Origin of the sequence: Pseudoalteromonas sp. A22 (genome assembly GCF_018141345.1) — a bacterium.
Taxonomy (GTDB): Bacteria; Pseudomonadota; Gammaproteobacteria; order Enterobacterales; family Alteromonadaceae; genus Pseudoalteromonas; species Pseudoalteromonas maricaloris.
The window spans coordinates 2,960,517-2,972,576 of the sequence record NZ_CP047238.1 but is presented as its reverse complement, the minus strand read 5'-3'; the positions used below and the strand labels follow the sequence as shown (position 1 = coordinate 2,972,576).

Sequence of the window (12,060 nt, the reverse complement as noted above, 5' to 3'; positions counted from 1 at the left end):
CTCACAGCGTTAGTGAGTATTGTCGCTATGCCTTTAGTATGGTTACAGTCAAATAAAGTGAGATCCGTATGCTTTGCTTTATGCATTGTTTTTCGTAGCACTTATTGCAAATAGCTTGTGCTTTGAGCTTTACAAGTTTCATATTAACGGTGTTATTGTCGATATGCTGCTTGCAGGCCAAGTTATTGAGTTCTCGCCAATTGCATGGGCTCAAGCGGTAGCCATTTTTATTATGATATTTGTTTTCCAGTTTTACCTGTTAACGTGGTTAAGTAAGCCCCGAGCCGTAATGCAGCTGCGCTTTGGTCGAAAGTTTACCAGCGTAACCATTATTGCGCTTATTCATGCTTGGGCAAGTGCGACGGTATATCAACCGATTACGGGGTCAGTAAGTACTTACCTCTCTGAAAGTCCGCAACAGCAAACTCCTTTTTGCGTAGATATGATTTGCTAGATGAAGCTGCATTGGCGCAGCAGAAATCTATGTCTTTAACACAAGGACAATTTAACTATCCTTTACAACCTATTGAAGTAGAGCCAGTTAAGAAGCCTCTTGATATTGTTTTTGTGGTGCTGGATTCATGGCGGTATGATGCTTTTACAGCGCAAGTGACTCCCAATATTTGGCGATTCTCACAACAGGGAGTGGTCTTCAATCAACACTTCTCTACTGGAAATTCTACACGTACAGGGATAACCGGGTTATTTTATGGCTTGCCTGGCACCGCTTGGCAGGACATTTACAACAATCGTGTTACACCGTTATTGATGGACAGAATGCGGGAGTTGAACTATCAACTTGGAATATTCTCTTCTGCTCAGCTTGTTCGCCCTGAGTTCAATGAAACAGTCTTTGCCAACATTATAGGCTTGAAAACACATACTGAAGGTGATGACGTTTTAGCTAGGGATGAGCAGATCACCAAAAATTGGGCTAAATGGTATGCTAATAAAGATCCAAACCAGCCGTCTTTCAGTTTTCTCTTTTATGATGCAATCCATGGCTACGCAGTTCCTGAGGGTTACCATGCCGGGTTTGAGCCAATGCACGGTCCCATTAACCATATGTTATTGGACAACGATTATGATAGAGAACCAATTTTAAATCGTTATCTTACCAGTACACACTTTGTAGATAGTCTTGCTGCATCGGTATTAGCGCAGCTTGATATAGAGAATACACTGGTGATTATCACGTCAGATCATGGTGAAGAGCTGAATGACAACAAGCTTAATTACTGGGGACATAATAGTAATTTTACTGAGCCGCAGATAAAGGTGCCATTTATTGTTGTTGGACCAAAAAGCGAAAAGTGGCAGCATTAGCAAGCCTCAAATGTGATAACCAGTCACTTAGACCTGGCTCCAACGTTGATGAATGAGTATTTAGGGATTAAAAACACGCCTGAAGAGTATAGTACGGGTTATAACCTAACCGGGCCCGTTAAAGAGAGAAATTGGTTACTACTTAGTAGCTACAACAAATATGCGGTTGTGAGTAAGCAGCAAATTATTGAAGTCTCGCCCATGGGAATCTACGAGACGCTCGATGAAACTAACAGGCCATCAGAGCAAGAGCCAAACTTTGAATATATTCAAGAGGCAATGCAGCAGATAAGTCACTTTCAGTAGATAAAGGCAAGTTAGGTGTGCTGGTGGACTGTCGTACATCGGTACACACTAACTTGAGCGGTATAACTAAGCGCTTAGAGAGTAAAATTGAAAGGCGTTTTTCTTGTCTTTTTTTACCGTATACATAGCGACATCAGCACACTCAATTAATTGGCTTAGCTCAACCGCGTCTCTTGGGTAGCTTGCAATACCTATGCTCGCGCCAACTCGCAGTGGCAGTGATTTACCTTCTGGCGTTTGCCAAATCATCTCGGTGTTTATCGCCTCTAGCAGGTTTTCAGCTATCCGTTGCAGCTTTTCATTTTTAGCGCAGTGCAAAGCAATCAAAAACTCATCACCTCCCCAGCGACAAACCACATCTTGCTCTCTAACCTGAGTACTAATTTGAGTGGCGATATGTTTTAACATAGCGTCGCCGGCGTTATGGCCATAAATATCATTGATTGGTTTAAACTCATCTAAATCAATAATAAATAAGCTAAACGGCGTTTCGTTATCTAACCACTCGTTGATTTTGATTTCAGTCCCATGGCGATTGTAGAGGCCAGTTAGCTTATCGCGGTTAGCTTTTTTATTGAGTTCTTGAAACACGGTTTTTCTCAGCGTGATATCTGATAAAAATACCTGTAAATAGAAATGTCCGCTACTTTCCACTCTCAGCATGATGACACTCAGCCAAACAGGTTGTTCGGTCAAGGGGTTGATAAACTCAAACTCTGACTGAGTTGGCTGGTTAAGCTCCAAAGTATGCTCCGTAAAGGTATAAAGAATATCCGGAGTTTTGCAGTAGCGACCAAAACTCTCGGGAAAATATTCATCAAGGTCAATTGCCATACCAGCCAGCAAATCACAAGCGGCATCATTAGCTAAGATCACTTCGCCTTTGTCTTTTACCAATAGTGTGGGAGAGGATGACCGTTCAAACATCAGTCTAAAGCGCTTCTCAAGCACTTCTATATCTGCTCGCAGTTGCCGTTCTTGCTCGAACATAGAAGCGGTTTTTGCAATAAGTTGATTGGTATTGCTTGCAATATCACCGATTTCACTTGATTCATGTCCTTTAGGCACGACTAAATTCAAGGGGGCGCCAGGAATAACCCTAGCAATTTGACTACTCAAGTTACTCAGGGGTTTCGTCACTATAAAGTGTGTCACAACGGTAAAGATGATTAAGATCGGGATGATGACGACCAACAAAGTTTGAACGCTTGAACGAGCGATATCTCTAGCACTTTGCTCGATAAAAACGGAATTGGGTTGAATATAGATCTCACCAACAATTTCACTCAATAAAAACGGATGATTAAGCTTAATAATGGTCGCATTTTGCGGCTTAAATCCTACGCTTTGAGCGAGCCACTTTTCTTCACTTTTGATTGCGGCAGAAGAGATAACGTCGTTACTGACTAGGCCATTAATAACTTCTACAGCAAGGTCTTTGTCATTGAGATAAGTTGCAATAGAGGAAGAAGATGACACGGTTTGGCCAATTTGCCCGATAATAGTATTAGAGCGCCGAAGTTCACGCTCAACGATATGGTCGTGATATAACTTAGCGTAAAGCATTGAAAAAATAAAAGTCGAGACAACAAGCACGAGTGCAAGTCGCACGATCAGCCCATATTTAGTCATCGATTTGGTAAATTACCTTCACATCACCCGTCACAAAGTCTGCTGGAACATAGCCGATTGCATTTGGCGTATTTCTGATATTTTCAAGTATAGTCGACGGTGAGGAAAATGACTGAGGGGGAGAAACTTTGCCGCTGAATTTTATTCTTGACCAATAGGCGTTGATTTGGCTTTCATTACGTCCTGTCAGTGCCAGAAAAAAAGGGCCTCTTAAAGGGTGCGATTTTTCGTAGTCATAGGTCACGGCCATATCGCCATTGGGAAAAGCAACGTATTTTCCCATGTACATGTCTATTAGTTGGCGCTGCGATATCGACTCGGTGGGGTTGTCTTTGTTAACGATGACGGCAATATCGGCTGTTGCTGAAATTGGGTAAGAAACAAGGAAGAAAACAGCAATAAGTAACCTATTCATCAGAACACCCAATTAAAACTAAGCGTAAAGGTGTTGAAGGAAAGGTCAGGATCACTAAATTGCTCTGTATTGTGAAGGTAGAAAGCGCTGGGCAAATGGTCAGCAGAGGTATGTTTCCAATTGAACTTTAGCGCTAATGTCGGGCTCAATTCACGTCGCCACGTTAGGGAAGTGCTATGCTGATCCAGTTGATAAAAACCAGAGTGCATGGAAGCAGCCTCGTAAATTTGCATTAATTCAGGTAATGGGACGAGCGGACCAGGCTCTACACTTGGCTCATTATCGGACTTGGCAACTGAGTAGGTGAAAGACAAGGTATTTAAATCAAAGCGCTTGCCCAGAGTGATGTAGCCTGCTTTTAAGTGGTTGAGCACGCTGGAATTTGAATCCGTCAGCGATATTTCACTCTGTAGTAACCAATTTGAGTCATCATATCTCATACTGACTGCGCTGTAGGTAAAGCGCTTGTCGATGATATAAAGAGAATCGATCAGCTCATTTTTGGTTGGCCAAACTTGTAGGGGAACTTGCGTGAGTGCATCACGTAACTGCTTTTGCTGCTCGTGTTCATTGGCTGCTTGTGTTGTTGTATAGTTGGCTCTAAACAGCCAATTTAACGTTTCGTACTGTACCGCTACACCCAAGATAGATTTGAGTTCTACATTCCAAAAAAACTCATAATCGCTGTAGATTGGTGACTCGGAGCGCCCCCAATATGCCTTGATACTGGCGATGCCCTGATCAAGCGGCGTGCGGTACTGAATGTCAACGCCATCCAAGTTCTGATGTGGGATAATAGAGTAAAATTCAACGGGAGGGTGTTCCATATCCATCGAGTAGCCGATATCTCGATACTCAGTCATTAAGAATAGATCTAACCCGGTACGTCCTGCCCGGAATTGCCAGTTTGAGTTTAAGTGGTAACGTAAAAATGCCAGTTTAATAGCGTTTTTCACTCGGTCATCATGTTGTTCTTTTAACAGTAGCTGTCCAACAAGCTCCAAATTATCACTAGCATGCCATTCGGCTTGTAGGCCCAAAGATGAAAATGAAAAGTCAAGTTCATCTCTTTCTACACCGTGTGGTTGTGAAATGGACTCTCTGATTTTGGCAGTATGGGAGTCTGTTTTAACCGCCTTGAGCGTAGCAAAGCCACTGAAATCGATGCCAGAGCCGTAGCTGAATGTGGTTAAAAATAGTAGGCAGATAAAAACAGAGCGCATGAGTTATAAACGTTCTCGCTTTCCTTTTTTATATAGCCTAGTTCGAATTTTGACATTTACCAATGCGATGTCCGCCCAGCCCTTGTATAATGAATTTAGAGACACCATATCCCATGTATGGTAGCATATTGTTATATTATCACATTAGGCAAGATTAAGACGTGGCAGAAGTAAGAGCGAGAGTCGGGCTGAATGTAGGGCAGCATAGTAATATCCCTGCAGAAATAGTTTCTTTTTCTGGGCTAAAAGATGGCCAAGAACATGTTGCGCTGGTATTTAATAGCGCAGACAGTCAGCAGCAAATTCCCCTAATTCGTATGCACTCTGAGTGCTTAACCGGCGATGTCTTTCATTCTTCTCGTTGTGATTGTGGCGAACAGTTAAATGAATGCATTGAGGCGATGCATACACAAGGCGGCATTTTGTTATATTTGCGCCAAGAAGGTCGTGGCATTGGCCTGTACAATAAAATCGATGCTTATGTATTGCAATCACAAGGGATGAACACCTACGAGGCAAACAACCACCTCGGCTTTGAAGATGACTTAAGAGATTTTTCTGATGCCGTGTTGATGCTTCAGGCGCTCGGGTTAAACCATGTTAAGTTAATGACGAATAATCCAAGAAAGCTAAAGGCGTTGAGAAATGCGGGTATTACCGTCGATGAAGTAGTTGGCACTCAGGCGCATGTTAAGGCTGGGGTTTCTGGTAATGAACAGTATCTAAAAACGAAGATCCAACACGGTGCCCACATGCTGGATATCAAAAAGATATCAAAAGCGGATTAGCCTAAGCGTATATGCTTATCACAACAAGCCGACTAGGTAAGTGCTTCGGTTGGCTTGTCATATCAAACATTCTATTCTCTTTCCAATCCCTTAAAACTTAAGATGTCCAAGTAGGTTAGGTCTACCATCAGTATTTGTTTAAAATATGCTAAAAAGCGCTGACAAATCCGCCTTTCATGCCTTTTCACTCGACGCGGTAATCAGTATAATCAAAGACGTTATAGCTTAAATTAAGTGGACTATGTCGACACCAATTAGAACATTCAAAGCAAGCATAGGCGTGCAGTGGCTAAAAGCCGGGTGGGCAATTTTCAAAACCCAGCCTATGACTTTCATGCTGATGTACATTTTCATGGCGGTAGTAAGCCTATTACCCCTGTTCGCACCTATTTTTCATATTATCGCAGCCTTGTCTGGTCCTTTTTTAAGCGCGGGCTTCTATCTTGCCGTTATCAATAAACAGATCAATAAACCAATAAAGTTGGCTGACATTTTTGAGCCTTTTGCAGCAAAAGGCCGCCGATTACACTTGTTCCGAGTTGGTATTTATCAAATGGCAGGTGCACTGTTGCTGACTATGGTTGCCGGTGTGCTATTTAGTGATGTGGCGACTGCGCTCGAGAGTGTTGGCCCAAACACCGATCCGAATGAACTTATCGGACTTATCGCGAGTAATATTAGTTTTGCCGAAGTTGCAGTATTTGTGATTGCACAATCGGTCATTATGATGGCCTTTGCTTTTGTTGTGCCGCAGGTCTTTTTCCAAGGTGAAAAACGTATTTTTCACGCGATGAAGTGCTCGCTTGCCGCTTTTTATCATAATATGGCTGCGCTGAGTATTTACGGCTTAGTCGTCGCAGCGCTTATCATCGCGTCTATACCGCTGTCGATGATCCCGGCGATTATTATCATGCCGGTCGCCATGATAGGCTTTTTTGTTTCTTTTCAGGCGATGTTTATGCCAATTATCGTTGAAAAGAAGGAAAATGATGAAAATGCTAACATCTCTCAGTCTGACTCAGGACGCTTTGACGCCTGATGGATGAACAAGAAGTTAAAAAGCTAAAAAATTATGCGGTTTGGTTATTGTCGAGACAAGAGTACTCTGAGTCAGGATTGACGCAAAAGCTACTGCAAAAAGGGGCTACAGCGGCAGTCGCGGAGCAATTGGTATCTTGGCTAAAGTCGCTTGATTACGTTAATGACGACCGCTATGCAGAGAGCTTTTTAAACCGCCAGATTGCAAAAGGACTTGGAGAAAAGCGTGTATTAATGGATGCAGGGCAAAAGGGTGTGAGCCGAGATACTTTGCATACGCTAATCGCTGAGCGTGAAATTGATTGGTACATGCAAGCCGCAAAAACCTATGAAAAAAAGTACGGTCTTTGCGCACAACCGATAGAATATAAAGAAAAAACTAAGCGCGTACGTTACATGAGTTATCGTGGCTTTAGTTTTGATGAAATAGATTTTGCAATTGAAGCTGCAATGACTGCAGCAGAGCAAGAAGAAATAAAGGGTGAATGATCACATGCAGCATATGACTACCGCACAAATCAGGCAAAGCTTCTTAGATTTCTTTGCTAAACAACAGCACCAAGTGGTGCCTTCAAGCTCGTTAATTCCGGGTAATGATGCCACCTTACTGTTCACCAACGCTGGTATGGTGCAGTTTAAAGATGCCTTCTTGGGTGCGGAAAAACGCCCTTATACGCGAGCAACCAGTTCACAGCGCTGTGTTCGTGCTGGTGGTAAACATAACGACCTTGAAAACGTAGGTTATACCGCAAGGCACCATACTTTCTTCGAAATGCTAGGTAACTTTAGCTTCGGTGACTATTTTAAAACCGACGCAATTAAGTTTGCTTGGGGTTTCCTTACGGATGTGATCAAGCTGCCAAAAGAAAAGCTACTAGTCACGGTTTACCATGAAGACGACGAAGCATTTGAGATCTGGTCAAAACAAGTTGGTGTTCCTGAAGACAGGATCATCCGTATTGCGACGGCGGATAACTTTTGGTCAATGGGCGACACGGGTCCTTGTGGCCCTTGCTCTGAAATCTTTTATGACCACGGCGAACACATTTGGGGTGGACCTCCGGGCTCACCAGAAGAAGACGGTGATCGCTTCATTGAGATCTGGAACTTAGTATTCATGCAGTACAACCGTCATGCGGACGGCACAATGGAACCGCTGCCAATGCAGTCGGTTGATACCGGAATGGGCCTTGAGCGTATCTCTGCAATTATGCAAGGTGTGCACTCAAACTATGAGATTGACCTGTTCCAAGCGCTGATTAAAGCCGCTGCAAAAGTAACAGATGCTCAAGATTTAGAAGATAAATCACTACGTGTAGTTGCTGACCACATTCGTTCGTGTGCGTTCCTTATTGCTGACGGCGTCATGCCATCGAATGAAGGTCGTGGTTACGTGCTACGTCGCATCATTCGTCGTGCAGTTCGCCACGGTAATAAACTCGGTGCAAAAGGGGCATTCTTCTTTAAGTTAGTTGCTGCACTCGCTGAGCAAATGGGTGAAGCTTACCCTGAATTAGTGAAGCAACAAGCAATTATCGAAAAAGTATTGCGTATTGAAGAAGATCAGTTTGGTAAAACCTTAGACCGTGGTTTAACTATTCTAGAAGAGAGTCTAGCTGGCATTGAAGGCGACGTTATTCCAGGCGATTTAGTGTTCAAACTGTATGACACTTACGGTTTCCCTGCGGACTTAACAGCAGATGTAGCGCGTGAGCGTTTTATGACGATCGACGAGCGTGGCTTCCAAGCATGCATGGAAGAGCAGCGTAAAAAAGCGCAAGCAGCTGGCAAGTTCGGTGCAGATTACAACGAGCGCTTGAAGTCTGATAAAAACACTGACTTTAAAGGCTATGATGCTGAGCACTATACCGGCACTGTGGTTGAAATCTTTAAAGAAGGTCAACACACCAATACGTTAGAAGATGGTGAACAAGGTGTGGTTATCCTTGACCGCACGCCTTTCTACGCTGAGTCAGGCGGCCAAGTTGGTGATACGGGTGTACTAAAAGTAGCTAACGGCGAGTTTGTGGTTACTGACACGCAAAAGCTAGGTAATGCATTTGCACACCATGGTCATGTGGTTGGCCGCATTGGTGTTAACGATAAAGCCGATGCACGTATTGATGCTGAGCGCCGCGAGCGAGTGAAGAAAAACCATACTGCAACGCACTTAGTACACAAAGCACTGCGCGATTTGTTGGGTGATCATGTTACTCAAAAAGGTTCATTGGTACTGCCAGATCGTTTGCGTTTCGACTTCTCGCATTTTGAAGGCGTCACTAAAGCACAGTTGCAGCAAGTAGAAGATGCAGTGAACGCAGAGATCCGCCGTAACTTTGCTCTGCAAACTGAGTTAATGGATATCGATGCTGCCAAAGACAAAGGTGCGATGGCGCTCTTTGGCGAAAAGTACGATGATGAAGTTCGAGTCGTTTCAATCGGTGGATACTCAATCGAGCTTTGTGGTGGTACACACGTGAAGCGCGCTGGTGATATTGGTCTCTTCAAGATTGTATCAGAAGGCGGTATCGCAGCGGGTGTTCGTCGTATCGAAGCAGTAACAGGTGCTGATGCTATCGCTTATGTTAATGAGCAAGAGCAAGTGCTTTCTGAAATTGCAGCTTTGGTTAAGGGTGATACCTCATCAGTGCTAGAAAAAGTATCTGCGCTACTTGAAAAGTCAAAAGGCCTTGAAAAGCAAGTTGCTCAACTAAATGACAAACTAGCAAGTGCCGCGGGTGCAACGCTACTTGACTCTGTAACGGAAGTGAATGGGATTAAATTACTCGTAGCGAACGTTGCAGGAACTGAGTCTAAAGCACTGCGTGGCATGGTCGATGATCTGAAGAACAAGATTGGCTCAGGTGTCATTGCGCTAGGTGTAGCAAATGGCGATAAAGTAAGCCTAATCGCTGGCGTAACGAAAGACTTAGTTGGTCAGGTAAAAGCAGGTGAGCTAGTTAATCACATGGCTTCTCAAGTCGGTGGTAAAGGTGGCGGTCGTCCTGATATGGCGCAAGCTGGTGGTTCACAACCAGAAAACCTAGACGCAGCACTAAACAGTGTTCCAACTTGGTTAAATGAAGTAACGCAGTAATCAGCAAGTGGCGCTGATTGTACAAAAGTTTGGTGGCACCTCGGTAGGTTCGGTAGAGCGTATTGAGGCGGTTGCCGAACACGTTATCAAAACACAACAACAAGGCCACCAAGTGGTGGTCGTGTTGTCTGCAATGTCAGGCGAGACAAACCGTCTCATTTCCCTTGCCCAACAAATCGATGCACGTCCGAGTTCTCGTGAGCTAGATGTGTTGATCACCACCGGCGAACAAGTTTCTATCGCGTTATTGGCGATGGCCATCATTAAGCGTGGGCATTCTGCCGTGAGCTTACTTGCCGATCAGGTTGGTATTAAAACCGATAACATGTTCTCTAAAGCGCGGATCACAGAAATAGACACGACCCGCTTAAAGCAAGAGCTTGAGCATAACCGAATAACCATTATTGCCGGATTTCAAGGACGCGATGAAGAAGGCAATATCACCACGTTGGGGCGTGGTGGTACAGATACCTCAGCAGTTGAAATCGCAGGGGCTTTGCAAGCAGACGAATGTCAGATATATACTGATGTCGACGGTGTGTACACTACCGATCCACGCATAGAGCCAAATGCAAGGCGTTTATCACATATTACTTTTCCTGAGATGTTGGAGCTGGCTAGTGTGGGTGCTAAAGTTTTGCAGATCCGTTCGGTTGAAGCGGCCGGTCGATATAATGTACCACTGCGCGTACTTTCTTCGTTTTCTCCTGATAACGGCACCTTAATTAGCTATGAGGAAGGTAAGATGAAAAACACTAAAGTGGTCTCTGGGGTAGCGAGTGTCAAAGACGAAGCGCTTATCTTAGTTAACAATGTAGATGCAAAACCTAGTAATCTTGCCAATATACTTTCTCTTCTTGGTGAGCATAATATCGAAGTCGATATGATTAACCATTTGAACCACAGTGAGAAAAAAATAGACTATGCTTTTACTGTGCACACAAATGATTGTATTCTGGCGGAAGAAGTTTTAGCGCAACATGCACAAAATTTAGGTGGCGCAACGGTAGAGGTTAATGCTAACGTGGCAAAAATCTCAGCGGTTGGCATCGGGATGAAATCTCATTCAGGTGTTGCTGGTCTCTTTTTTATGGCATTGGCCGAAGAAAATATTCACACTCTATTAGTATCTACATCAGAGATAAAAATCTCGGCACTGGTAGAAGAAAAATATTTAGAGCTAGCTGTACGGGCTTTACATGCCAAATTCGAATTGGAAAGTACTGAGTAAAAGAAGTTTTTGCTTACTTTTCTAGGAACTTTTATTTAAAATGGATTTGACGCGGAATCTTTTAAATTTTGGAATAACAGGAGCAAGAGAATGCTAATACTAACTCGTCGAGTAGGTGAAACCCTGATGATTGGTGATGAAGTGACTGTAACAGTACTAGGTGTTAAAGGTAACCAAGTACGTATTGGTGTAAATGCGCCTAAAGATGTTTCAGTTCACCGTGAAGAAATTTACATGCGAATTCAGGCTGAGAAATCTAGCCCGGGCAATATGTAATTGACCAAATATTGAATTACGATGTTAGTTAACATAGTTTGACTGGCATAAAAAACCCCGCCACTGCGGGGTTTCTTATTTCTGGCTCTGCCCAGACAAAAAAGCAATCGCTTCTTCGTTAAGTCCAGATTTACTGATATAGCTCGGTTTGTTTTGGTGAAATACCAAAAAACCTCTACTCGTTTCAACGAGTTTATCTAAGTCGTCAAATGGGTAAGAAAATTCGGCATGTGTCGCTTTGGTGCTAATACCAGTTTTAGTGATTGAAACTTTGACGACATTGCCAGCAGCGCGAGAATACGACTGTCTTATCACCCACCAAGCTTTACGATAGTAGAAAGCGACGCATTCAACCACAGCCAATAGAATAAGAAAGTTCCCGACGTAGTGCTCCTGCAACCCGTAAATAGCAAACAGCCCCAATGCAATTAGCAGTACAAGCAAGCCATATTTCGGCTTAACAGCAAGTCCATTGGCTTCAGATTCTTCAAAACACTCTCGATAATAGGCTTTATCTAACTTAAATTGGCTTTGAAAAGATAAATTTTCATTTTGTTCAAGGGAGGGCATAGACGTTCGTTGTGGTAAAAATTTCCCATTATTATACCCATCTATATTGAAAAAGCTGTAACGCGAATAAATTGTTTGCAGTTCCTTTTTGCTATATCCAGCGAAATACGCGCCATACAGTATGACGTTTACGTAAACGTTAATTCTTGGTCAGTCCA

At 43.4% G+C, this 12,060-nt stretch carries 13 protein-coding genes; 9 read left to right on the top strand and 4 right to left on the bottom strand.

The genetic code is table 11. The features are described 5' to 3' along the window. Nucleotides 1-73 precede the first annotated feature (73 nt). Genes GSF04_RS23440 through GSF04_RS23430 form a run of 3 tightly spaced genes read left to right on the top strand, consistent with a single transcriptional unit; the run spans nt 74 to nt 1,632 of the window. Complete coding sequence (locus tag GSF04_RS23440; protein WP_249122416.1) at nt 74-454, top strand: DUF3413 domain-containing protein; 381 nt, start codon at nt 74-76, stop codon at nt 452-454. A gap of 29 nt (nt 455-483) precedes the next feature. Continuing rightward, entirely contained in the window at nt 484-1,326 is an 843-nt protein-coding gene (locus GSF04_RS23435; protein ID WP_249122415.1) for a sulfatase-like hydrolase/transferase, read from the top strand. 48 nt (nt 1,327-1,374) lie between these two features. After that, entirely contained in the window at nt 1,375-1,632 is a 258-nt protein-coding gene (locus GSF04_RS23430) for a hypothetical protein (protein ID WP_249122414.1), read from the top strand. Between the two features lie 66 nt (nt 1,633-1,698). On the opposite strand, the gene GSF04_RS18230 is transcribed toward GSF04_RS23430, so the two are convergent. Genes GSF04_RS18230 through GSF04_RS18220 form a run of 3 tightly spaced genes read right to left on the bottom strand, consistent with a single transcriptional unit; the run spans nt 1,699 to nt 4,902 of the window. Continuing rightward, entirely contained in the window at nt 1,699-3,264 is a 1,566-nt protein-coding gene (locus tag GSF04_RS18230) for a sensor domain-containing diguanylate cyclase (RefSeq protein ID WP_211858259.1), read from the bottom strand. Then, nucleotides 3,257-3,679 carry a hypothetical protein gene (locus GSF04_RS18225; protein ID WP_211858258.1) on the bottom strand — a complete coding sequence of 141 codons (423 nt, stop codon included), beginning with the start codon at nt 3,677-3,679 and terminating at the stop codon, nt 3,257-3,259. The genes GSF04_RS18230 and GSF04_RS18225 overlap by 8 nt, the downstream gene beginning before the upstream one ends. Further along, the gene (locus GSF04_RS18220; protein WP_211858257.1) at nt 3,679-4,902 is read right to left on the bottom strand and encodes a hypothetical protein; all 1,224 of its coding nucleotides are present in this window, start codon (nt 4,900-4,902) and stop codon (nt 3,679-3,681) included. Before GSF04_RS18220 ends, GSF04_RS18225 begins: the two co-directional genes overlap by 1 nt. A gap of 161 nt (nt 4,903-5,063) precedes the next feature. On the opposite strand from GSF04_RS18220, the gene ribA reads away from it, so the two are divergent. From ribA to csrA, 6 genes are all read left to right on the top strand, one after another. Then, nucleotides 5,064-5,690 carry a GTP cyclohydrolase II gene (ribA, locus tag GSF04_RS18215; protein WP_211858256.1) on the top strand — a complete coding sequence of 209 codons (627 nt, stop codon included), beginning with the start codon at nt 5,064-5,066 and terminating at the stop codon, nt 5,688-5,690. A gap of 241 nt (nt 5,691-5,931) precedes the next feature. Continuing rightward, nucleotides 5,932-6,729, top strand: a complete 798-nt coding sequence (locus tag GSF04_RS18210; protein ID WP_211858255.1) for a BPSS1780 family membrane protein — start codon at nt 5,932-5,934, stop codon at nt 6,727-6,729. Further along, nucleotides 6,729-7,217 (top strand): regulatory protein RecX, encoded by a 489-nt coding sequence (locus GSF04_RS18205; protein ID WP_211858254.1) that lies wholly within the window; start codon nt 6,729-6,731, stop codon nt 7,215-7,217. The genes GSF04_RS18210 and GSF04_RS18205 overlap by 1 nt, the downstream gene beginning before the upstream one ends. Before the next feature lie 4 nt (nt 7,218-7,221). Next, nucleotides 7,222-9,825, top strand: coding sequence for an alanine--tRNA ligase (alaS, locus tag GSF04_RS18200; RefSeq protein ID WP_211858252.1), 2,604 nt, complete (start codon nt 7,222-7,224; stop codon nt 9,823-9,825). A 7-nt stretch (nt 9,826-9,832) separates the two neighbouring features. Further along, the gene (locus GSF04_RS18195) at nt 9,833-11,056 is read left to right on the top strand and encodes an aspartate kinase (RefSeq protein ID WP_010606210.1); all 1,224 of its coding nucleotides are present in this window, start codon (nt 9,833-9,835) and stop codon (nt 11,054-11,056) included. Between the two features lie 90 nt (nt 11,057-11,146). Continuing rightward, the gene (gene csrA, locus GSF04_RS18190; RefSeq protein ID WP_010375935.1) at nt 11,147-11,332 is read left to right on the top strand and encodes a carbon storage regulator CsrA; all 186 of its coding nucleotides are present in this window, start codon (nt 11,147-11,149) and stop codon (nt 11,330-11,332) included. 75 nt (nt 11,333-11,407) lie between these two features. On the opposite strand, the gene GSF04_RS18185 is transcribed toward csrA, so the two are convergent. Beyond that, entirely contained in the window at nt 11,408-11,902 is a 495-nt protein-coding gene (locus GSF04_RS18185) for a YcxB family protein (protein WP_010606211.1), read from the bottom strand. Nucleotides 11,903-12,060: the final 158 nt, after the last annotated feature.